This is a genomic window from Paenibacillus sanguinis 2301083 = DSM 16941 (genome assembly GCF_000374825.1).
In the GTDB taxonomy this organism is placed as follows: Bacteria; Bacillota; Bacilli; order Paenibacillales; family Paenibacillaceae; genus Fontibacillus; species Fontibacillus sanguinis.
In genome coordinates this window covers 264,484-286,048 of sequence record NZ_KB895378.1, presented here as the reverse complement: position 1 = coordinate 286,048, position 21,565 = coordinate 264,484, and the positions used below count along the sequence as shown (strand labels likewise).

The 21,565-nt window shown below is 45.0% G+C and carries 18 protein-coding genes and 2 CRISPR repeat arrays; of the genes, 15 read left to right on the top strand and 3 right to left on the bottom strand.

The genetic code is table 11. From position 1 onward, the window contains the following. The first annotated feature begins 152 nt into the window (after positions 1-152). A complete protein-coding gene (locus C557_RS0107320; protein ID WP_018751193.1) occupies positions 153-1,583 on the top strand; it encodes an NAD-dependent succinate-semialdehyde dehydrogenase in 1,431 nt (476 codons plus the stop codon). A 245-nt stretch (positions 1,584-1,828) separates the two neighbouring features. Next, positions 1,829-3,649: a purple acid phosphatase family protein gene (locus C557_RS0107315; RefSeq protein WP_018751192.1), complete on the top strand. Its 1,821-nt coding sequence runs from the start codon at positions 1,829-1,831 to the stop codon at positions 3,647-3,649. Positions 3,650-3,735: 86 nt separating this feature from the next. Here C557_RS0107315 and C557_RS0107310 read toward each other — a convergent pair whose 3' ends face one another. After that, complete coding sequence (locus tag C557_RS0107310) at positions 3,736-4,677, bottom strand: helix-turn-helix transcriptional regulator (protein WP_018751191.1); 942 nt, start codon at positions 4,675-4,677, stop codon at positions 3,736-3,738. Between the two features lie 96 nt (positions 4,678-4,773). Here C557_RS0107310 and C557_RS0107305 point away from each other — a divergent pair, with 96 nt between their 5' ends. Next, a complete protein-coding gene (locus C557_RS0107305) occupies positions 4,774-5,196 on the top strand; it encodes a pyridoxamine 5'-phosphate oxidase family protein (RefSeq protein ID WP_018751190.1) in 423 nt (140 codons plus the stop codon). Positions 5,197-5,261: 65 nt separating this feature from the next. Here the strand turns inward: C557_RS0107305 and C557_RS0107300 are convergent, their stop codons facing one another. Further along, entirely contained in the window at positions 5,262-5,648 is a 387-nt protein-coding gene (locus C557_RS0107300; RefSeq protein WP_018751189.1) for a DUF7668 domain-containing protein, read from the bottom strand. Between the two features lie 776 nt (positions 5,649-6,424). After that, positions 6,425-8,061: a CRISPR direct-repeat array (repeat unit 32 nt; unit sequence GTCGCACCTTACATAGGTGCGTGGATTGAAAT). 218 nt (positions 8,062-8,279) lie between these two features. On the opposite strand from C557_RS0107300, the gene cas6 reads away from it, so the two are divergent. The 9 genes from cas6 (at position 8,280) to C557_RS24090 (ending at position 15,634) form a co-directional block, all read left to right on the top strand. Further along, positions 8,280-9,005 (top strand): CRISPR system precrRNA processing endoribonuclease RAMP protein Cas6, encoded by a 726-nt coding sequence (cas6, locus tag C557_RS0107295; RefSeq protein WP_240472934.1) that lies wholly within the window; start codon positions 8,280-8,282, stop codon positions 9,003-9,005. A gap of 106 nt (positions 9,006-9,111) precedes the next feature. Beyond that, positions 9,112-9,234 (top strand): putative holin-like toxin, encoded by a 123-nt coding sequence (locus tag C557_RS25565; RefSeq protein ID WP_018751187.1) that lies wholly within the window; start codon positions 9,112-9,114, stop codon positions 9,232-9,234. Positions 9,235-9,620: 386 nt separating this feature from the next. Continuing rightward, positions 9,621-9,980: a hypothetical protein gene (locus C557_RS25250; RefSeq protein WP_018751186.1), complete on the top strand. Its 360-nt coding sequence runs from the start codon at positions 9,621-9,623 to the stop codon at positions 9,978-9,980. Positions 9,981-10,727: 747 nt separating this feature from the next. Next, positions 10,728-11,390, top strand: a complete 663-nt coding sequence (locus C557_RS0107275) for an ABC transporter ATP-binding protein (protein ID WP_018751184.1) — start codon at positions 10,728-10,730, stop codon at positions 11,388-11,390. Between the two features lie 36 nt (positions 11,391-11,426). Beyond that, complete coding sequence (locus tag C557_RS0107270; protein ID WP_018751183.1) at positions 11,427-13,823, top strand: ABC transporter permease; 2,397 nt, start codon at positions 11,427-11,429, stop codon at positions 13,821-13,823. A gap of 78 nt (positions 13,824-13,901) precedes the next feature. After that, on the top strand, positions 13,902-14,261 hold the full coding sequence (locus C557_RS25385) for a hypothetical protein (RefSeq protein WP_018751182.1): 360 nt from the start codon (positions 13,902-13,904) through the stop codon (positions 14,259-14,261). After that, a complete protein-coding gene (locus C557_RS25380) occupies positions 14,159-14,554 on the top strand; it encodes a sce7725 family protein (RefSeq protein ID WP_338048781.1) in 396 nt (131 codons plus the stop codon). The genes C557_RS25385 and C557_RS25380 overlap by 103 nt, the downstream gene beginning before the upstream one ends. Then, positions 14,541-15,116: a hypothetical protein gene (locus C557_RS24095; RefSeq protein WP_051082422.1), complete on the top strand. Its 576-nt coding sequence runs from the start codon at positions 14,541-14,543 to the stop codon at positions 15,114-15,116. Before C557_RS25380 ends, C557_RS24095 begins: the two co-directional genes overlap by 14 nt. Beyond that, positions 15,101-15,634 carry an RES family NAD+ phosphorylase gene (locus tag C557_RS24090; protein WP_051082421.1) on the top strand — a complete coding sequence of 178 codons (534 nt, stop codon included), beginning with the start codon at positions 15,101-15,103 and terminating at the stop codon, positions 15,632-15,634. Before C557_RS24095 ends, C557_RS24090 begins: the two co-directional genes overlap by 16 nt. A 205-nt stretch (positions 15,635-15,839) precedes the next feature. Next, positions 15,840-17,201: direct repeats of the CRISPR family, unit length 32 nt; unit sequence GTCGCACCTTACGTAGGTGCGTGGATTTAAAT. Between the two features lie 206 nt (positions 17,202-17,407). Here C557_RS24090 and C557_RS0107250 read toward each other — a convergent pair. Next, positions 17,408-18,322, bottom strand: a complete 915-nt coding sequence (locus tag C557_RS0107250; RefSeq protein WP_018751180.1) for a LysR family transcriptional regulator — start codon at positions 18,320-18,322, stop codon at positions 17,408-17,410. A 113-nt stretch (positions 18,323-18,435) separates the two neighbouring features. On the opposite strand from C557_RS0107250, the gene C557_RS23135 reads away from it, so the two are divergent. From C557_RS23135 to C557_RS0107235, 3 genes are read left to right on the top strand one after another with little or no spacing between them, the layout of a single operon-like run. Continuing rightward, on the top strand, positions 18,436-19,686 hold the full coding sequence (locus C557_RS23135) for an MFS transporter (RefSeq protein ID WP_018751179.1): 1,251 nt from the start codon (positions 18,436-18,438) through the stop codon (positions 19,684-19,686). A gap of 3 nt (positions 19,687-19,689) precedes the next feature. Beyond that, positions 19,690-20,688, top strand: coding sequence for a M14 family metallopeptidase (locus C557_RS0107240; RefSeq protein WP_018751178.1), 999 nt, complete (start codon positions 19,690-19,692; stop codon positions 20,686-20,688). A gap of 34 nt (positions 20,689-20,722) precedes the next feature. Continuing rightward, positions 20,723-21,550, top strand: coding sequence for a transporter substrate-binding domain-containing protein (locus C557_RS0107235; protein ID WP_040676523.1), 828 nt, complete (start codon positions 20,723-20,725; stop codon positions 21,548-21,550). The last annotated feature ends 15 nt before the right edge of the window (positions 21,551-21,565 follow it).

Here is a 21,565-nt window from a genome sequence, read left to right as displayed (position 1 = left end):
ATTAAAAGTGAGAGTTCAAAAAGTCGGGTTTATAGGAGCCTACGCTAGGCCCAGCTGAATTCAAGACTCGATGTCGAATCTAATCCTCGAACTGCTTCGCTTTGGGAAGTCGACTTTTTGAATTGAACAACCTCTAGAAGGAGCGAGAGTCCATGCAAAATCAAGCAGGCAAGCTATTTATAGGCGGTCAGTGGCTGGAGACGGAGCAGCATATCGACGTGTTCAATCCGGCGACGCTGGAGAAAATCGCCGATGCTCCGCTAGCCAGCGCGACACAGGTAACGGCTGCGGTGGATGCCGCCGCAGCGGCGCTGCCAGCCTGGAAAGCACGCACCGCACAGGAGCGGGCGGTGCTGATGCTCAAATGGTATGCGCTGATTGAAGAGCATAAGGAGCAGATTGCCCGCACGATGACGGAGGAGCAAGGCAAGCCGTATCCGGAAGCGCTGGGCGAGGTCACTTACGCGAACAGCTTTGTACAATGGTTTGCGGAAGAGGGCAAGCGGGTCTACGGAGATACGGTGCCGGCTTCGCATCCGGACAAGCGGATTATCACCATCAAGCAGCCGGTAGGCGTGGTGGCAGCCATCACCCCTTGGAATTTCCCGGCGGCGATGATTACGCGCAAGATCAGCCCGGCGATTGCCGCTGGCTGTACGGTGGTCATCAAGCCTAGTGAGCTTACGCCGCTAACGGCTTATCTGTTAGCCGAGCTGGCGGAGCAAGCGGGCATCCCGGCAGGGGTGCTGAACGTGATCACGGGTGATCCCGAGCAAATCGGCAAGCTCTGGATGGATGATACGCGGGTGCGCAAGGTTTCTTTTACCGGATCAACCCGGGTCGGCAAGCTGCTGATGGCTAATGCCGCAGCCACGGTCAAGAACATATCGCTGGAGCTTGGCGGCCACGCGCCTTTTATTGTGACGCCGTCTGCCGATCTGGATTTGGCGGTGCAGCATTTTATCGGTGTCAAGTTCAGAAATGCGGGACAGACCTGCGTGTGTCCAAACCGCGTTTATGTGCATAGCACCGTGAAGGAAGCGTTTGTTAGCAAGCTTACGGCTGCGCTGGAAGGTCTTAAGGTAGGCAACGGCCTGGAGGAGGGCGTGACTATCGGCGCGCTGATTAATAAGCAAGGCAAGGAAAAGGTTGAACGCCATATCGCGGATGCGGAGGCTCAGGGAGCCAAGGTGATTCGCACCAGGCAGACCTTGCCGGAGCAGGGGTATTTTGTAGCTCCAACGCTGTTAGTAGACGTTCAAGAGAATATGCTATGCATGAACGAAGAGACTTTTGGGCCCGTTGCGCCGATCTCGACCTATGACACGTTGGAGGAAGTCGTCCAAAAGGCAAATGACACTCCCTATGGCTTGGCCGCGTATGTATTCTCCCAGCAGTTGACAGAAGCCTTCCGCCTGAGCGAAGCCCTGGATTATGGCATCATCGGTCTGAACGACGGCTTCCCGGCCACAGCCCAAGCCCCGTTCGGCGGGATGAAAGAAAGCGGACTAGGCCGCGAAGGCGGATACTGGGGCCTGGACGAGTTCCTGGAAACCAAATATATCTCCATGAATTTAGGCTAAAATAAACTCTCTATTTATTGCGAGGTGCGACTCCCAAGGGAACAAAACTTCCCTGGAAGACGCACCTTTTGTTTGTGACGTAATAAATCCCATCACTGCGGTATCAAGATAAACGATACTCTTTTCTTTACAATATTTTCATGGTTTTAACATATATGTTGTTTTGCTCTAATACTTAGCACCTAATATGGCAATAGGCATGATTAAATGAAGAAAAAATATCTTTGTGAAGGAGACATGGGATAATGACTATGAAGAAGGTCAAAACCATAATAGCAGGCTTATTGTTAGGTGCAATGCTGATTGCTCCAGTGTCTGTCGGGAATGCCTATGCGCAGGAAGCGGCAGCCAACAAGTCCGTTCCCAATGTGCTGGAGGAAAACGCCAAGCTGCATCGGCCGGATGGAATTGGCAAATTGACCTCGATTGGCTTAGCCGCTTCAAGCTCCAGTGTAAGCAAGCCGGAAGTAGCTGCCCACGTCAAGAATAATGCCCCCAATCGTATTGTAGCTACCTTTAATGGGGATACACGGACGCAGATGGGCTTCAACTGGTACACCTCCGACCCGGTTCAAGATGCTTATGTCTGGGTAAGCGAATCGAATACGATGGCTGAACCAGTCTCTTTCAAAGCTACGGCTAAAGTCGTGGAATCTCATTACATAGAGCGGGACAAAAGCGGATTTCTGATCTTTGCCAAGGTAAAAACGGATGAAAATAAGAAGCAATCGATCGTAGGCTACTTTACGGATGAAGGCAAGGCAGGAAAAAGCTTCAATCCCAGCGATGAGCTTGGCAAAGATACAGGCCTTTCCTACAAAGTAGGAGTGCAGAAGGTGAAGGAAGTCTCCTACAAAGCGTTGGCAACAGGATTAAAGCCAAATACCCAATATTACTATCAGGTGGGTTCGGATAAAGGGCAAAAAAGCGCAGTAGGTCAGTTCAAGACCTCCGGCTCGTCCGGGGATGCTTTCAAGTTCATCCAATATACGGATACACAAAATGCGTATTGGAACGAGCATGCGAGAAATGAAGCAGCCTATGGAGCCAGCACATTGCAAAAGGCGCTGGAAACGGCAAAGGATGCCAGCTTTGTGGTTCATACGGGTGATGTTGTTGAGGTTGCCGAGGTGGAGGATGAATGGGTTGATTTGTTTAAACAATCGCAAAAATCTTTGCTAATGGGACCCTTGGCTCCTGCCTCTGGCAATCACGATGAATATGGTCTGAATACGGGTGAGAATTTCCCGGAAGCCTTCAACAATCACTTTAATGTGCCGGCAGCGCAGGGGAAAATCGATGGAGGCTCTTATTATTCCTACGACTATAACGGTGTTCATTTCGTTGTCGCTAACACCAATGATTATAAAAATGAAGACAAGAAGGCGCTTGGCAAGGAACAATTGGATTGGATTAGAAAGGACGTAGAGCAGGCCAGGAAGAATGGCGCAAAATGGGTTGTGCTGCAATACCACAAACCCTTGTTCTCCAAGTCGTATCATTCCTTATCCGATGAAGATGTGCAAAATGTCAGAGAAGATTTTATGAAGCTGATCGATGATCTGGACATTGATGTGGCCATGCAAGGACATGATCATGTGCTGTCGGTCACGAAATCATTGAAATATGCACCTAAGTCCGAGAGCTTTGCGAATGCCAAGATCGATTATGCGAACATCATCACCGGGGCCGATCAGGTAGAATATTACGAAAATCCGCAGGGCACGGTCTTTATTTTGCCAAACACGGGCGGAACCAAGGCATATGACGATATCTACGGCAAGTCTTTGGAGCATATCAAGCAAGTCAGACCTAAGCTGAGCTGGCTTACTCAAGAGAATCTGGATCATTATAATTCATTGTTTGCCTTTGGCAGTCAGCCGCAAAAGAGTGAAAAATTCAAAAAATCTCATTCTAATGACAGAGATTCCTCCCAACAAAACTTCGCTGTCTATGAATTTAATGACGATGAATTGACCATTAAGGTGTATCAGGTGTATGGCGATTTATCTAAGGATGAATCAAGACAAGTAAAGCTGATCCATGAGTTTGGTATTCAGAAATGATAAATGGCTGCGTCTAAGAGAGAAAAGTAGTGCCCAGGTAAATTGAAAAAGAGAACGCGAAGTTGGCGCTCTCTTTTTTGCCTTTTTTATATAGTTTGGAGACGGTTGCTGAGGGCAGCTAATCGCTCAAGCATCAACTTCTTCAAGCTGGCAGGCTGGACTGAGGTCAGGGCTTCCCCGTAAGCCAGGAAATAGCTGGCGATAAACCGCTCTTCTCCCTTGTTGTAAAATCCTCGTATGATGTATTTCCCCTGCTCATGGTGTAACTCCATGGACGGATAATGCTCCTTATGGAACTGGTCTACCCCCTTCGCAGACACTTCAACCTTAAAGTGAGTGGCATCCGGTTCACGATACATCGCTCTGGAATCCCCAAGAAAATCGGCAAGCGGCTTGGCCGTATATTGATCAGATGACTCCACGGTCTGGATTTTATCACAGCGGAAGACTAGCGGCCTCTGCGTCTGGAAGTTGTAAGCTGTCGCATACCACTGCCCATAGGCGGAGGTAATAGCAAAGAACTGCACGTAATAACGTTTGCGGGTATCCCCTTTGGTATAACGAACCTTGCACACCTTTTCCTCGATAGCCATGTAGAGAATTTGGTCCAGGTATTGGCATTCATTGTTGCTTTGGTAGCTGCTCAAGCTGAAGATCAATTCCATCTTGCGCAGACTTTTCTTCCGTTCTTCGGAAATACATCCCTCGAACTTCTGCTTCAAGGTGGCGACACTCAAGTGAAAGGGCGTGGATTGATAAGCACTTAATGTTTGCATGGAAAAATACATGGCCTGCACCTCATCTACGGTGAACACAATGGGCGACAACAGGCGGTTGGGGAGAATGCCATAATGTCCATTGCGTCCGGGTCTGGAATAAATAGGCATGCCGATTTCTTCTAAGGCCCCTATGTCGCGAAGGGCGGTGCTTTTGGAAATAGCGTATCTCTCCATGATCTGTTTAAGCTGGAAGGACTTCTTATCATTGAGGTAGATCAGCATATCATGAATACGTTCTGACTTTCTCATCCGGGTTCCTCTTTCTGATTAAAAGGTTTCACTTATTGACACCATTCAATACTATACTACAACTGAGAACGCTAATAAAGGAGAGGAATAGCAGGTATGAACACCGAACAAGAATTTATGCGTATGATGGACATCCAGACCGAGCTTGCTTTGGCGACGTCGATCCATGACCAGCCTAACGTAAGAATTGTAAATTTTTACTATGACAAAGACGTCAAGGTGCTTATGTTTACCAGCTTCGCCCACAATTCCAAGGTCAAAGAAATGGAAGAAAACCCTAACGTGGCCTTTACCACGGTTCCCCATGAGGGAACTCAGCATATTAAGGCGAAAGGGAAGGTGCGGAGAAGCCGCCGAACTGTGGCCGAAGTAGCAGAGCTATTTAATCAGAAAATCCCCGGCTACCATGAAGTAATAGAACTGGGCGGGGAGGCGTTGGTGCTCTATGAGATCATCTTTGATTCCGCTATGGTCACGCTGGAGCTGGGGCAAGCCGGGAGGTACAGTCTGGTAGATTGATGCTTTTACTAAGGCAGGAGGGGCGCTGCGGATTTGCAGCGCCTTTTGCTAACTGCATAACATCTTCATTGTATATGCAAGTCTTCGAACTCGACTCTGATTGAATCCCCTTCGTAATAGAAACGCAGCAGCAACGTCCAATCGTTCAAATCCCCGTTCACGGTAAGCGCATATTCGCAAGCCATACCCGAACCGTCGGTAAAAGGGTAGAACTGCAACTGCTTATACTCGTAGTTGGGACGGAAGGTGCAAGGCACACCATAGACATCAATTCCCCCGGTCTCCTCCACAATATGCTCTCTCATTTGCTGTAGCCATTCAGGTGTATAACTGCCCATATCATCCACAAGGGCGGGGATGCGATCCAAGTCTCCTTGAGCAAGCGCATCAACAATGGCTTGAACCGTAGGCATCACATCCTGTTCCTCGTGGTCCTTCGTTCTTGAAATCATAGCCTGTCCTCCGGGTGTTCGTAGTAGGTAAGGATAGGTTTATTTTAGCATAAGCAGTGGGAAGGGGTTCCTTTGAAAAACGGAAAAATACGGCTCAATCTAAAAATCAGTGCTTGCTAACAGGGATGTATAGGGCGGAGGGTCGTAGGGATATTGGAGAAACTTAAAGCTTTCTGAAAGAAAGCTACATCGAAAGCCTATGCTTGATCGCCTTTGCGAGTGGATTTCAACCTTATAACAATTTATTGAATCAGGAAAATCCATGAGGGGCAGCGATCGGAAGAACCCTACGAACCCGCAGCGCCTCATCGTCCACATGACAAGCACTGATTTTCGTTTTGAGCCCGAAATACCACCCTTTAAACTCTAAATAGATCATAGGAATTACAATAATGAGAATATGAGCTACGCCCTGCTAGGATTGAAAGGAGGGGCGTATGACATTGTGTTTCCCAGATAAAGGTATCTGATATTGTAATTGATGTGCGAGATAGACAGCAGCATTGCTGGAAGAACGAGTGGAAGAAAAATGGTATTGCACTTGTGGTTGCAATTTTAGAAAAATAAAACAATAATTAGGGTAACTGTATTGTGAAAATCATTTTGGTGCGAACCCCAAGCGAACATGATTTTCCTGGGAGATTCGCACCAAAATAAGTTACTTTCATTTCTCTATATGTAAAAATATAGAATTTTTTTTGAGCCGTTTTTAATTAAAATAAGGCTATGAATGGCTAATTAGGCAGCACAATACCCTTATTATGTTAAAAATCGGAGTCGCACCTTACATAGGTGCGTGGATTGAAATTGCTGCATCATGCATTTTAAGGCCATGAGCCTTACGTCGCACCTTACATAGGTGCGTGGATTGAAATTACTAACCGCAATGATGCCATTAGCCCCCTCGGCCGTCGCACCTTACATAGGTGCGTGGATTGAAATTCCTTCCGTCCTCATCCAGTATCTCCGGCTTATTGTCGCACCTTACATAGGTGCGTGGATTGAAATCGTTAACGCGGAATCTAAGATTCGCCGTTGACGTTGTCGCACCTTACATAGGTGCGTGGATTGAAATATTTCGACGCTGACCAGTGCCGTGAGCTCCACCGTCGCACCTTACATAGGTGCGTGGATTGAAATAATAAGCCAGAGGATAGCATGAAAGAAGAACTCAACGTCGCACCTTACATAGGTGCGTGGATTGAAATCCGGCCATCAGGTGTTCACCTGCCGCCTAACCTTGTCGCACCTTACATAGGTGCGTGGATTGAAATTGCCGGATCGCACCATCCATGGCGGTTGTAGCTGCCGTCGCACCTTACATAGGTGCGTGGATTGAAATAAATCATTGGAAGATTAAAAATGAACGTAATCAAAGTCGCACCTTACATAGGTGCGTGGATTGAAATACTTTTGAGAAAAAGGGGGAACGCACATGAACCGTCGCACCTTACATAGGTGCGTGGATTGAAATATCGTCCGGTATCATGTCAATCACACTGAGCAACGTCGCACCTTACATAGGTGCGTGGATTGAAATTTTAATTCTGAAAGCCTTGGATCACTGATACTGGGTCGCACCTTACATAGGTGCGTGGATTGAAATAGATCATGCTTGCCGACCGGGAGCGTAAATGGCAAGGGTCGCACCTTACATAGGTGCGTGGATTGAAATTTCTCGGCTAGTTGAGATTCGTAATCTTGCTCAGAGTCGCACCTTACATAGGTGCGTGGATTGAAATTGCGGGGGAAACGACTACCAGACGTCATAGATTGCGTCGCACCTTACATAGGTGCGTGGATTGAAATATGGAGATGGGAACAGGAAAAAGTCGCACTGGCAGTCGCACCTTACATAGGTGCGTGGATTGAAATCGGCGGGCGGAAATTGAAGCGCTGGAACACAGCGTCGCACCTTACATAGGTGCGTGGATTGAAATCTCTGCCAATGACTTCGTTACGTTGACAAGTTTTACGTCGCACCTTACATAGGTGCGTGGATTGAAATCCGAAGGCAGCGACATTATAGCCTGGTATGTCATGTCGCACCTTACATAGGTGCGTGGATTGAAATGCTGACAACCTTTACGGATGGGAATGCACTAATTTGTCGCACCTTACATAGGTGCGTGGATTGAAATCGTCTGAACATCGTGTAACCAACCATTTCTTCAAGGTCGCACCTTACATAGGTGCGTGGATTGAAATTTGTTGACGACATGAAGCGTTCGGATTGGCGATTATCGTCGCACCTTACATAGGTGCGTGGATTGAAATATTGATTTGGTGGGTCTCGATCCTCTTTTGACAGAGTCGCACCTTACATAGGTGCGTGGATTGAAATCCGCAGCGTCTTGGATGTTTACGCCGAGCAGGTCCATGTCGCACCTTACATAGGTGCGTGGATTGAGAACTAAACCTTTTTAGCTGTTTATCATGCTATATATCAAATAATCTATAGATTTGGAGAAACGTATGGATCAACGACACCCTATTTTTTCCTTGGAATACCTGCCTTTGCTTGTCCGCCTAACTTGTCTGGAGACGGCCAGATTACCCGCTTTTCTTGGTTCAACTCTTCATGGTGTTGTGGGGTGGGCGTTGCAGAGTAATAGGGAGACTTATACTTACTTGTTCGAGAATCGCCGTTTGGGTGGAGCAAAGCAGGATATTGTGAACCCCTATATGCTCGAACCGCCGAGACCGCGAAGTGTTTATCATCCCGGAGATGAGCTGTCCTTCAAGCTTGTGTTGTTTGGACATGCTATAAACTATGCAGAGAGAATGGTAACTGCGCTCGCAAAAACAAATACATTTAAGGTGGGGGCCGAACGAAGAAGCTTCAAATTGATGGATATTCTCCACGCTGAACACCTTTCTCCCATATGGCAAAAAGATCATAATCATCTGAATTCTATAACTCCTGTCAATATTCATTCTGTTGCAGCCAGGGAGCTTGCCCAGTGGTGTTCAATCCATCTTTTGACCCCTGTTCGGATTCGAAGAGGCGGAGAACTGGTGCGCCATATTGATTTTCCAACGATTATACGAGGCGGAATTCGGAGAATAGAGACGCTGACCGAGCGTTATGGCGGGTTCGTTAATAGGGATCTGGCTGTGAATTTGGTGAGTTTGGCGACGGAGGTGAAAGAAACCTCTTCTGGGCTATATCTCAATGAGATGCACAGATATTCAAATCGCAAAAGTGAGTCGGTTGATTGGAGCGGGATGCTGGGGGCTATGACTTTCGAAGGAGAATTGAATGCTTTTACACCTTGGCTAAACGCAGTGCGTATCTTGCATATTGGACGAAACACAACCTTTGGCTGCGGACAGTTAGATGTTGTTTATCGATAGCATTCATAGGGATCTCACGTCAGTTGAAGCAAGGTGTACTAATGAGAGTATATTCCTGAAAGGTGCGTGATTGTGCTATAATCGCAAGAGCAATAGAAAGGCTAATATGGGCGGTCGGCTAATCTCCCGGAAGGAAGGTGATGCCATGGAGGTCTATCAAGCATTGTCCCTTATGTTCATGTTCGGCATGTTCATTCTGGCTCTGCTCAATTACCTCAAAAAGAAATAGACCGCCCTGGGTAAGGATACGGTCTATTCTTGAGGCCTAACCTGTAAGCCGCCGCCCTTAAAAGCGGCTATTGCTAGGGGAGTCGTGTTAGCGCACGGCTCTCTTTGCAGTTTACGCTGTTTCTGCCCTTATTATAACACGAGGACAGCGGATTTCAATTCACGCACCTCATTTTGAGAACGTCGCTTGCCCTTCTTATCTTTCTCCAAGCTTTCAATCGAATCGTATCAAACACGACAAATCTCCCCCTGTAATCAAAAAGAAAATATAACACTTGTACTTTTTTTAGGTATTTTGTCGATATGTAAAAGGGTGTTCAGTGGGAAATATGATACAATAATGGTGGATTCGACCATTTTATCCTACTGAATAGAGGTGTCTCTGTTATGTCTAAAGAACTATCCGTTGAACAGAAAAAGAATAAACTTGTAAAAAACATCAGAGAGAATTACCGCCAAGTAGAGAAGTCTATAGTGAGTCAGTTGTTTATGAAGCATGATTTGCATGGTACAACGATCGGTTCGGAACGCGAAATGATCTGGGCACAGCTCTTTGAAATGATTATTCCTAGAAAATTCGTTATTGAGCCATCTGCCATCACTGATTGCTTTGGTAGCTCGAAGATAATGTGGCACCTCATGCAGGTGCGTGGATTAGAAGCGTTATGTAAACATCGGCTTGGAAGAAGTGGATCTGATCATATTTTGCTTAAGCACCGTCATATTATTATTTTACCGTGTCATTGATATAGATCATCACGCTCATAAAGGGCATGTAACAGCAAAGGGAATTGAGTGGTCGAACCTTATCGGGAAGAAGTAAGAGAAAGGCTTGAAAATTGTAAAACAGAAACTGGGGATACGCGGATCACCAATTTTATCCTATAATCCCAAGTGCTAATAAAACCACTGCAAACTCTATTCTGTGAACGTGTAGGAGTGAATTATGGAACTATTAATAATAATAATTGCTGTGATTGTCATTGCCTTTCTAATAGGGATCGATAGAAGCCTACGTATGCAAAATATGTACAGCAAAGAAATAATTAAAAGGCTAGATATGTTACTTAAAAACAATAAGAAATAGCGATATAAATTGCCTTCAGTTGTTGTTTGGTGATTATTATAGAAATGCGGTAGGCAGGAAAACTGTTTTTTGACACCAATCATTATAAGCTGTATTGTGAATCTCAGAAGGAAAAATAATCAATTCGATAGACATCGTGATTTTATGCTATTATTGTGATGACTACATTTGATAGTATTTACCATTAGTTCCAAATGTTTTAAGATTTCAAGGTTCCGTGCAAAGCGTTTATCTTTAACCAAAATTCACGTAGTTTTAGTGAAATGATCAGTGAGTCAGTGAAAAAGTACATTTAATCAAAACGATAGGTGAAAAGGTTTTAAACTACAGACTTGAAAGCAGTAGTTTAAACCCTTTTATTTTGTATTTTATTAAAGTTTAAGTAATTCGAGGAAGGGTGTCATATTGTGGTTGTCCTGAAAGCTATGGATTTAAAAAAGTACTATGGAGTAGCCTCTAATTCAATTAGAGCTTTGGATGGCGTCAATTTAACGGTGAACCGTGGAGAATTTGTCGCTATTGAGGGAACATCGGGAAGCGGCAAGTCAACCTTGTTAAATTTGATGGGTGGACTCGATGTACCTACGGAAGGAACCGTAGTCATCAATGGATGCGAACTATCTAAACTTAGCGATGATCAGCTCACGGTGTTCAGGAGAACGAATATCGGTTTTATTTTTCAAGATTACAATTTGATTCCAACTTTAAATGTCTACGAAAACGTGATACTTCCGGTAGAACTGGATCATGGCAGCATAGATGAAGATTATGTAACAAGTATTTTAGAGATGCTCGATTTACAAGACAAACAAACGAAATTAATAAATCAATTGTCTGGAGGGCAGCAGCAAAGGGTTGCGATTGCAAGGGCACTGGCAAACAAACCGGCCATTATTTTGGCCGACGAGCCAACGGGAAACCTGGACAGCAAAACAAGTTCTACCGTATTGGAACTTTTGAGACTAAGCAACCAAAGGTATAAGCAAACGCTCATTATGATTACTCACAATCCCGAAATAGCCAAGCTGGCCGATCGTACTGTACGCATTGAGGACGGAAAAATAGTTTAGCAGTTCTTAAAAGATAAGGTGGTGGAACGTGGAACTATGTCAAGACAGAATTTGATGATGATCAAAAAATTATCCAAAGCGAACTTAAAGGCAGACAATGTCAAACTCTATTTTGCAGGCAGCATTATTGCTTTGGCAGCAGTTTTATTAACCGTTGTATTTACCTTTGGTTATAACTCCTTCACTAACATGCAGCAGGATTCCGATTTCCAAGCAATATTCAATGATGTTAGTGAGGCAAAGAGCATTCAATTAGAGCAAGTAAACGAGGTTGACAAAGTTGGGTTGTATCTGGAGGTTGGCAGAGAGAAGCAAGAGGAGCGTTTATTATCCATTTTGTATACAGATCAAACGATGATGGATTTATCCTATGCTCGTATCGATGAAGGCAAATTCCCAACGAAGCCCAATGAAATTGTAATAGAAAGGGACTACTTTTCAAAGACTTCTTATAAACCGGGTATTGGTGATCGTATCGTCGTGGAATTTAGAAACAATGCCAGCAAACAAATGCAAATGAATGAATTTGTCATTTCAGGCCTTTTACATACAACTGCGTCTGGAGAGGGCAATCGCATCAGCTATAACGCTCTAGTATCAAAAGCGTTTGTTGATGCCGACCCGCACCTTTCCAAGGAAAAATACTCCGCAGCTATTAGAATTCTTAATGCAGGCAGTTACGCCAACGAAGAACTGAAATCCACAATTAAAGATATCGGAAAGCAAATCGATCTTTCTGAGCAAAACATCCAGATCAATCATAAGAACGTAGATACCCACAATCTATCTAGCGATACGATTCTGACGATTTTCTGTATCCTCTTTATCATCGCCTTGGCATGCTGGGTCGTCATCTACAATATTTTTTATATATCGATTATCAAACAAATCAAACAATACGGGCAACTACGGGCATTGGGCGCAACGCGAAAGCAAATCAAGAAGTTGGTGAAATATGAAGGGAGATACTTATCCCGCAAGTTTATTCCGGCTGGTGTTCTCCTGGGATGTTTGATAAGTTGGGCCATGAATCCTTTTACCTGGAACCTCCTTCCCAGCATATTTCTCGCCTTAGCAGCGGGTTTGTTTACTGAATTAACGGTCCGCTTTTCATTGAATTCGCCGGCCAATTTTGCAGCTAAAATCTCCCCGATCGAAGCCATTCGATACGTTGGGGCAGAGACCTATACATTCAAGAAGAAAGAGAAGAAAAGCTCAAAACGGCTAACCCCCTTTACATTAGCAGGGATGAGTTTAACAAGAAGCCGAAAAAAAACAACCTTAACGCTACTGTCATTGGTTATAAGCGGAGTCCTTTTCATTTCCTTTGCGACACTGTTAAGTTCGGTTGATTCCATAGCTAAAACACGGCATTATTTTCCGAATAACGGCAAGTTTATAATTCAAGTCAATAACGAGCTCTATTCTGAAACGGTGAATTTAAGCGATTTGCAAAGCGAAGATCAACTCTCTGGAGCCTTAAAAGACGACATCCTTTCCATTAGCGGAGTTGAAAATGTTGTAGACCGTCAATATATTGAAGCCAGGGTTAACGGGACGGAGGAAAGTGAAGGTCCTATGGTAGTAGGCATCGAGGATATTTCGGCGAGTAATATCGAGTCATTAAGAAAGCGTCTGGTACAAGGGGACATACCCGAACCCAATTCCTCCAATAACTTTCAGATTCTCATGAATAGCTCAAGCGGTGACTTTGAATTTTATGACATCAGATACCAGGTTGGAGATCGTGTTTCACTTATAATTGGCGATGATAAGAACAAGATTGAACATGAGTTTGAAATTGTAGGCGATCTAGCAGATAAAAATTTGGGTGTTCTGTTCTACTTGCCATCAGGAGTTATGGAGTCAATCACTCCCTTTAATCCAAATCAAAGCTATGAAGTGATTCTTACACAAGATACGAATGAGCAGATGGTGAAGGATGAACTGGAAAAAATAATTCAAAATGAGGACACTTTAAAGTTAAATTCATTTTCTGACATGGCGAAGTCCAATAAGGCGGCCTTTCGGACAATCACGATTGCTGTGTACACTTTTATGATATTTATAGCTTTATTTAGTGTTATTAATTTGTTAAACACGGTGATGACTTCAATTAATGCGAGGAAATTCGAATTGGGAATCATGCAGGCTATAGGCATGGAATATAAACAATTATCCGCCATGTTAGGTTACGAAGCTGGTTTTTTCATTGTGGGGAGTTTCGTGATTTCTCTTATTATAGGGAACCTTATTGGATATGGGCTAAGCGAATCTTTAGGAAACGTGGGGGGGCTTTCTTTTATACAATATCATTTTCCGTGGAGCCCCATTCTCATGTATTTAATAGTTATGCTGCTGATTCGAGCCGTTGTCCTCAAAATCGTGAGAATTTCAACAGCGCAGAAGACGGTAGTCGAAAGGTTACGGTAATGGTGGGGTGAGCCTTTTCCCCTCCAGTGCCTTGCTACAATCGCTAATAGAAAGACTCGTTAAGGAAGGTGTAAACTCATGAATGCGGATAACGCGTTGCTATTAAATCGTGTGTTTACACGAAATACATTGCGTGACATTGTAGAGAGAGAGTATAGCGATGCTTATGCTATGGCAGTTGAAAGGTATGTGGAAGATCCTGCTGGCAAGAACAATCGGCAGCTTATTCATGACATTTACTCTGTTTTGAAGAGAGAATACCGCAACGAATATTTTTATAAAAATACAATTTTGAATAACGTAGCTTATTTGAAACCCGATGACGAACCCTTCTCATCGGACCATCTTTATTATCGGCAGGATGGATATTCAGGCTTTGCGGATACTCCATCGTTGGTAATGAGTATACTGAAACAGGCTTTGCCCCATACGCGGTAGCTATTCATGTTGTTTATTTTGCCGAAGACCAAAGTTTGCGAGTTCGACATTTTGTATCCGATACCAATGATGACATCACAGACCCTGCCGGTAAATTTGCCGAGGCATTAGAGAAGCTGGTGCGGTGGAATCAAGTTCAGCAGCTTGATACCTATGGTATCCGGTGTTTTGAGAAAATGTATCAAGACCGTACTTATCCAGGACTCGGAACAGTCAAGAAGCTTTCTATTATGCATCATCTAGAGCTTATGAGTCGGTATTTAGATGAGGTGAAAGCCCATGAAATTTTGTAACTCCTGTATCGTCGATGGGGAATTGCAGCCGATCATAGAGACCTTTGGACAAGCAGAGAGCTTCTGTCCTGTTTGTGGGAAGAGAAAGGTTTTCATTTATAATACGGAATGTCATTTCAAGTTCACAGAACATTTTGAGCAACTACTAGAAATATATACTCCTGAATCCATGCTCCCTCCTGATTTTCCACCAGAAGAGAAGAAGCTGTTAGTCACAGAATTGACGGATCGCTGGCATATTTTCAGTGATAAGCTCAATCCGACAGATGTGTATCGTATAGTTCGTGCCATATGTGCCGACAAATATGTAAGCATGCCCAGTCTATTCGATGCCCCTATTGCAATTGCTGAACATACGGATAGTGAGTTTCTCCAGGCCCACTCCTTGCTCCGTTCAAACTCTTGGAATGATTTCGTTACATTTTTGAAAGAGCAAAACAGATTCCATACTAATCATATCCAACTGCCCATTTTGGATCGGTATTGCTCCTATATTAGAAAAGTGTATAAGAAAGGGACGGTGTTTTACAGAGGGAGGCTTTCTAGGTGGATGGCTTTTTGATGCAAGAAATGGGGGCTCCTCCAGTAGATAAAGCATCAGCGGGACGCGCCAACTCAGCGGGAATTCAAAGCTTGTATTTGGCCAGTGATTTGGATACCACGATCCATGAAATTCGGGCTGGGGTGTTTGACTATATTACAATAGGACGTTTTGAATTAACAGAGGATATCGTCGTTGTCGATTTGAAAGCTATCGATCATATCAGCCCGTTCATCGAGCAACTGGACCCGCTGGAACATGCAATCAATAAAGAACATTTGAAGCGAATTAACTTAGAAATTGGTCGACCTTTGAGAAGATATGATAGTATACTGGATTATATCCCAACGCAATATATTGCTGACTATATCAAAAGTATTAGGTATGAAGGTAAGCCGGAATACGCCGGGATTGAATACAACAGTACAGTTAAGTTGGACGGGTATAATCTGGCGATTTTTTATCCGGACATTTTCCAGTGTACCGATGTTGAAGTATATCATATTAGTGACTTGGCCTACGGAAAAGAGAGAATATAGACGACGCATCTGTGTAACCTTATAATAAATACGCTGGTGCGAACCCCAAGCGAACATGATTTTCCTGGGAGATTCGCACCAAAATAAGTTACTTTCATTTCGTTATATGTAAAAATATAGAATTTTTTCGAGCCGTTTTTAATTAAAGTAAGGCTATGAATGGCTAATTAGGCAGCATAATACCCTTATTATGTTAAAAATCGGAGTCGCACCTTACGTAGGTGCGTGGATTTAAATTTTTCAAGATGGCTAACTATTTTGGGGTTTCCGCAGTCGCACCTTACGTAGGTGCGTGGATTTAAATAATCCACGCACCCGCGTGGGGTGCGACAGTTGCGGCACGTCGCACCTTACGTAGGTGCGTGGATTTAAATCGCGCTACCGCTGCGCTTAGCGGTTTCGGATCGTGTCGCACCTTACGTAGGTGCGTGGATTTAAATCTTGCCAGAGCCGATTGTCGATGAATTGATTTGGTCGCACCTTACGTAGGTGCGTGGATTTAAATACTCCCCTCTGCCAGCGCGTAGTAAACGATGGGAGTCGCACCTTACGTAGGTGCGTGGATTTAAATCCCTAGGCTAATCATGAACGTTATTCGTTTGAAGGTCGCACCTTACGTAGGTGCGTGGATTTAAATTTTTCGGGTGAGAGTAAAATTTCTCCCCGCACAAAGTCGCACCTTACGTAGGTGCGTGGATTTAAATTGAAGTCATGCTATTGGGTAACGTCCTTAAGTCGTCGCACCTTACGTAGGTGCGTGGATTTAAATCTGGCTCTCGTGTCAGACAAGCTAGATTATTAAGTCGCACCTTACGTAGGTGCGTGGATTTAAATAATAAGCCAGAGGATAGCATGAAAGAAGAACTCGTCGCACCTTACGTAGGTGCGTGGATTTAAATGTCCTCACGCCTCATTATGTGGACAGGGCTATATCCGTCGCACCTTACGTAGGTGCGTGGATTTAAATGTACGGTTATAAAAATGATAGCCGAAAGTTTTCGTCGCACCTTACGTAGGTGCGTGGATTTAAATCTGATAAATCTCTTGAGAGATGTCTTTAAATTCGGGTCGCACCTTACGTAGGTGCGTGGATTTAAATACTTTGAATTGTTTGCACGTTGATTTCCGCAATGTCGCACCTTACGTAGGTGCGTGGATTTAAATCCAACGATATGAATGTCAAGCTGCCCGTACATGAACAGTCGCACCTTACGTAGGTGCGTGGATTTAAATAACAAGGAAAAATTTCCTTGTCTGAATCAACATGAGTCGCACCTTACGTAGGTGCGTGGATTTAAATTTGGAAGACTTGGGGCTTGAAAAAGAGGTAATTGTCGCACCTTACGTAGGTGCGTGGATTTAAATAACGCTTACCTGGTCTTTGATAGAAATGAATGGAGGTCGCACCTTACGTAGGTGCGTGGATTGAAATCAGGACAGCATCCACGCTATCAATTGATCCGATGTGTCGCACCTTACGCAGGTGCGTGGATTGAAATCATTAGGGGGGACGGCGGATGAGCTTAGATGTGGTTGTCGCACCTTACACAGGTGCCTGGATTGAAAGACATCCTCAAAAACGTACGGGTTAATTTTAATTTCTGTCACACCTCACGTAGGTCCGTGGATTAATCAGATTCCCCGATGCTCTGATCCTTCAGTCCCACCCCACGTAAACGTATGGATAAATAGCCTCCTGGCTTCCAGGAGGCTGGCTTTGTGTTTCTACCCACCTTACGCAAGTGCGTGAATTAGATACCAGAGCAGGAATTATTATTTTGCGGGCTTCTCTTTTACACTTTGTTTTAAAAAGGAAAGAAAAGTTTGTCCCGCTTTCGACAGGTAGGCGGTTTTATTGCTGGCAATGCCTAATTGCAGGAAAATAGGAGGGTTCAGGGGAACCGCCTTGATTCGGGGGGAATTCTGGGCAATATCCCGTAGAAACAGCGTTATCCCGATCCCTTCAGCCACGCAGGACTGAATCAATGACAATTGGTTAGAGGTGAGTGTAATGTTAGGCTCCGCATTGGCGGGATGAGTCTGGTTTTCTCCAAGGTATTGACGGCTTACCTCAATAAGTAATTTACGTTGCAAATAACCTTCCTTAAACAAAATCAACGGTTCATTAACAAGCTCCTTCAAGGAAATCGCGGGCTTGTCGGAGAGCGGATGGTTCACAGGAAAGCACGCGACCATCTCTTCCTTAAACAGTGGGGTTATATCCAGATCGGGTCCAGCTTGCTCCATCATAATGAAGCCCAAATCCACTTCTTTGTTCTCAATCATTTTTCTGATTTGATAGGTCCCCTCTTCTACGACACTGATGTGAAGCTTCGGATACAACTTCTTGAACTCTTTAATAATCTGCGGAAAATAGATGCTGCCAAACATAGAAGGCATCCCCAAATGAATCTTCCCTCGTTCCAGCCCCCGCAGCTCATCCATCTCCCTTTTAGCATTATCTACCTTTTCCAGAATAGAACGGGCGTGTTTAAGGAAAATTCTCCCTTCTGGTGTCAGAGAAATTGACTTATCTGAACGATCAAAAAGAGTCAATTGTAATTCTTCCTCCAAATTCCGAATAGATTTGCTCAGCGCAGGTTGTGCCACCATCAATTGCTCGGCTGCACGCATAAAGCTTCCTAACGCAGCTATTCTCTCAAAATAAACAATTTTTCTAAATTCCATCTATTCACCCCATCACTATTCCTTGAAGTTATTGATTTGATAATATTTATATATTTTATTAATTATAAGTCGCATGCTATCATAGCGATACCGAACTGTAAAGGGGAAGTAACATGATATTGTATGGAAGTAAAGCTTACTGGAAAATTACATTATCACTTAGTGCAGCTTCATTATTCGTGTTTGCCATGATCTATTTGACGCAGCCTCTACTTCCTACGTTTACAAAGGAGTTTTCTGTTAGTGAGACTTGGTCCAGTATGACCCTTTCTGTTGTCGTGTTTTGCATCAGTATTTGTTTGTTAATCTACGGCCCCTTATCTGATGCTGTAGGTCGCAAGCCGATCATGGTAGGGACGATATTTGGATCGGTAGCCTGTATGCTGCTAATCTCGCTAACTAACCATTTCTGGACATTGCTTGTACTACGGGGATTGCAAGGGATTTTTCTAGCAGGTGTGCCGTCGGTCACCATGGCTTACATGAGCGAAGAGCTTGAGCCGAAGGCGCTTGGCTCGGCATTGGGAATGTACATCGGCGGGAACACGCTGGGCGGTATGGTGGGAAGAATTTTGGGTGGTGCTTTTTCGGATTTGTGGGGATGGAGAGTCGCCTTTCTGGTGATCGGTATCGGCAGCTTGCTGTTCTTGGTTGCTTTTGCGTTTATTTTGCCCAAATCAGAGGGCTTCAAGCCACAGCCACTTCGCTGGAAGCAAGGCTACCAGGACATGAAGCGGCATGTGATGGACCCGAAAATGAGCTATGCGTTTGCGCTTGGCGGAATTAATTTCGCCGTATTTATCGGCAGCTTTAACTACATTACCTTTCGCTTGAGCGAGGCTCCCTTTAACCTGCCTGCCTCCGTGCTGGGTCTCTTGTTTATCACGTATCTGGGGGGGACGATGGGTTCAATCATCAGTGGCCGTCTTGGAGGACAACATGGAAAGGTTCGAGCTATTTTGGTGGGAACGGGCATTTTTGTGATTGGGTTGCTTGGTACGATGGCCTCATCCCTATGGGTTATTATAGGTGCTTTGGCGCTGCAATGCTTTGGGTTCTTCTTTGCCCATTCAGCTAGCACAAGCTGGGTTAATTCCAATGCAGCCTTTGCCCGAGCCAGCGCGGCCAGCCTGTACCTTTGTTCCTATTATATGGGGGGGAGTCTGGGCGGCATTTACCTCGGCTGGTTCTGGGGCTGGTTGGGCTGGCCGGGGGTTGTTGCGGGTGCATTGATCGCGTTGGCGATTTCCGTAAGCCTGGCTATACAACTGCGGAAAAAGGAGCGGATCATGCTCCGCGCTCATGAGGGGGCGGCAGGGAATAAGGCGGAATTACCATTAAAGCATTTGGAAAGGAGAGGGTAAGCGATGAGTATAGAAATTGGGGGGGTGAGAGTTGAACCGGGTCATTTTGTTGCAGGGACAATAAAGGTGGCTGAATTATCTCATCGCGGTGAGATGTCCATCCCGCTCCTCGTAGTGTGTGGGAGTAGTCCTGGGCCTGTCTTGTGGCTGAATGGCGCGGTTCATGGGGATGAGTTGAATGGTCCGATGGCGATAAGAAACCTGTTGCCAACGCTTGATCCGCACCAGCTGTCAGGCAGCATTATTGCTACCCCGATCAGTAACCCGCCTGCCTTCCATGCCAGACAGAAGAATACGCCGCAAGACGGTCTGGATATGAATATGCAGTTTCCGGGGGACCCGAGAGGAACGTTATCCCAGCGCATGGCCTATCTGCTGTTTGAGCTAATTAAGGAGCACGCTTCCTATTTGATTGACTTTCATACTCTGAGTACTGCCTATCATTCCCAACCTTACAATGTCATCAAGAAATTACCCGGACATGAGGCGGTGTTTATGCAGGCGGAAAAGCTGGCACATTCCTTTGGGGCCTATGCGAATTGCTATGTAGATTTCAGCGGCAGCCTTAACGAGCTTCCAGGCAATGTAAATGGATTTCTCGATGTGCAGTGTCAGCTTCATGATATTCCGTCTGTAATGGTTGAAATAGGGTCTGGAGGGCAATTGCAGCCGGAAATGATGGCTTGGGGTGAAAGGGGGATTATGGCTGTCCTGCATCAATTGGGAATGTGGCCAACTGCCCCTTCGCCTTGTCCCGTTTCCTCGCCGATCCGAATTACCGGTCGTCGGTTCCTATATGCTGATGGTGCAGGAATCTGCACGGATTTTGCCCCTGTTGGAAGCATCGTCAAGCAAGGGGAGGTCATTTGCCGGATTGTCGATATGCTAGACGTGGTTCAGGAGGTTCGATCCGAGCAGGATTGCTATATCCTTGCTCATCGTCGTAATCCTCCGGTAGACACCGGAGATCGGGTGGCCTTTGTGGGTACAGCTTGGGAATAGAAGACTAATTATTTGAATACGCGGGGGGATTTCCATGACAAAGCGAACAAAAGTAAAATTGTTGACTACTGTTTTAGGGGTTGTAACCTGTCTAATGCTCATAACCGCTTGCAGCAGCAATCCTGGTTCCGGCTCCGAGACTGCCGAGGAAGGGCAGTTCAAAACCTTGAAAGTTGGCACTCACGCTGCTTCCTATCCTTATGGATTGAAGAACAGCAGCAATGAGCTGGAAGGATACGACATCGAAGTAACGGAGGCAGTCGCCGGGAAGCTCGGCTACAAGGTGGAATGGACAATTACGGACTTTACCGGCTTAATGGGTCAATTGGATATCGGCAAAATTGCTACGGTTGCCGAGCATGTAGCGATTACTGATGAACGAAAAGAGAAATACCTGTTTGCTGATCCCTACATCTACTCGGATATTCGCTTGATCGTGCCGGAGGACAATACTGCCATTCAGACGCTGGATGATCTTCAGGGCAAGAGCATTGCCGTATCGATGGGTTCCTTCTATGAAAGCATTGTTAAGGAGTATAACGCTACGCATACAGCTAATCCCGTCAAGATTGTTCCTTATGAGGAAATCGGCGGCATTATGAACGATGTGGCTCTCGGCCGGGTTGATGCCACGATTAATGATAAGGTGAGCGGCGCCAGCAAAATAGAGCAGTCAGGGCTGGCCTTGAAGGTTACGGATACAAATATTTCTAAATTCGAGCATTCCTTTCCCTTTGCACGGAACGAACAAAATGAGCAACTGGTTCAGGATTTCAATAAGGCATTGAATGAGCTTAGAGAAGACGGAACGCTGAAGAAAATTTCCGAAAAATGGTTCAACGAGGATGTAACTCAAAAATAAGCGGGTGGTGCATCG

What these genes read in the sequence shown, in the direction of transcription:
- C557_RS0107320 (WP_018751193.1), top strand. Translation starts at nt 153, where the DNA reads ATGCAAAATCAAGCAGGCAAGCTATTTATAGGCGGTCAGTGGCTGGAG.
- C557_RS0107315 (WP_018751192.1), top strand. Translation starts at nt 1,829, where the DNA reads ATGACTATGAAGAAGGTCAAAACCATAATAGCAGGCTTATTGTTAGGT.
- C557_RS0107310 (WP_018751191.1), bottom strand. Translation starts at nt 4,677, where the DNA reads ATGAGAAAGTCAGAACGTATTCATGATATGCTGATCTACCTCAATGAT.
- C557_RS0107305 (WP_018751190.1), top strand. Translation starts at nt 4,774, where the DNA reads ATGAACACCGAACAAGAATTTATGCGTATGATGGACATCCAGACCGAG.
- C557_RS0107300 (WP_018751189.1), bottom strand. Translation starts at nt 5,648, where the DNA reads ATGATTTCAAGAACGAAGGACCACGAGGAACAGGATGTGATGCCTACG.
- C557_RS25565 (WP_018751187.1), top strand. Translation starts at nt 9,112, where the DNA reads ATGGGCGGTCGGCTAATCTCCCGGAAGGAAGGTGATGCCATGGAGGTC.
- C557_RS25250 (WP_018751186.1), top strand. Translation starts at nt 9,621, where the DNA reads ATGTCTAAAGAACTATCCGTTGAACAGAAAAAGAATAAACTTGTAAAA.
- C557_RS0107270 (WP_018751183.1), top strand. Translation starts at nt 11,427, where the DNA reads ATGTCAAGACAGAATTTGATGATGATCAAAAAATTATCCAAAGCGAAC.
- C557_RS25385 (WP_018751182.1), top strand. Translation starts at nt 13,902, where the DNA reads ATGAATGCGGATAACGCGTTGCTATTAAATCGTGTGTTTACACGAAAT.
- C557_RS24095 (WP_051082422.1), top strand. Translation starts at nt 14,541, where the DNA reads ATGAAATTTTGTAACTCCTGTATCGTCGATGGGGAATTGCAGCCGATC.
- C557_RS0107250 (WP_018751180.1), bottom strand. Translation starts at nt 18,322, where the DNA reads ATGGAATTTAGAAAAATTGTTTATTTTGAGAGAATAGCTGCGTTAGGA.
- C557_RS23135 (WP_018751179.1), top strand. Translation starts at nt 18,436, where the DNA reads ATGATATTGTATGGAAGTAAAGCTTACTGGAAAATTACATTATCACTT.
- C557_RS0107240 (WP_018751178.1), top strand. Translation starts at nt 19,690, where the DNA reads ATGAGTATAGAAATTGGGGGGGTGAGAGTTGAACCGGGTCATTTTGTT.
- C557_RS0107235 (WP_040676523.1), top strand. Translation starts at nt 20,723, where the DNA reads ATGACAAAGCGAACAAAAGTAAAATTGTTGACTACTGTTTTAGGGGTT.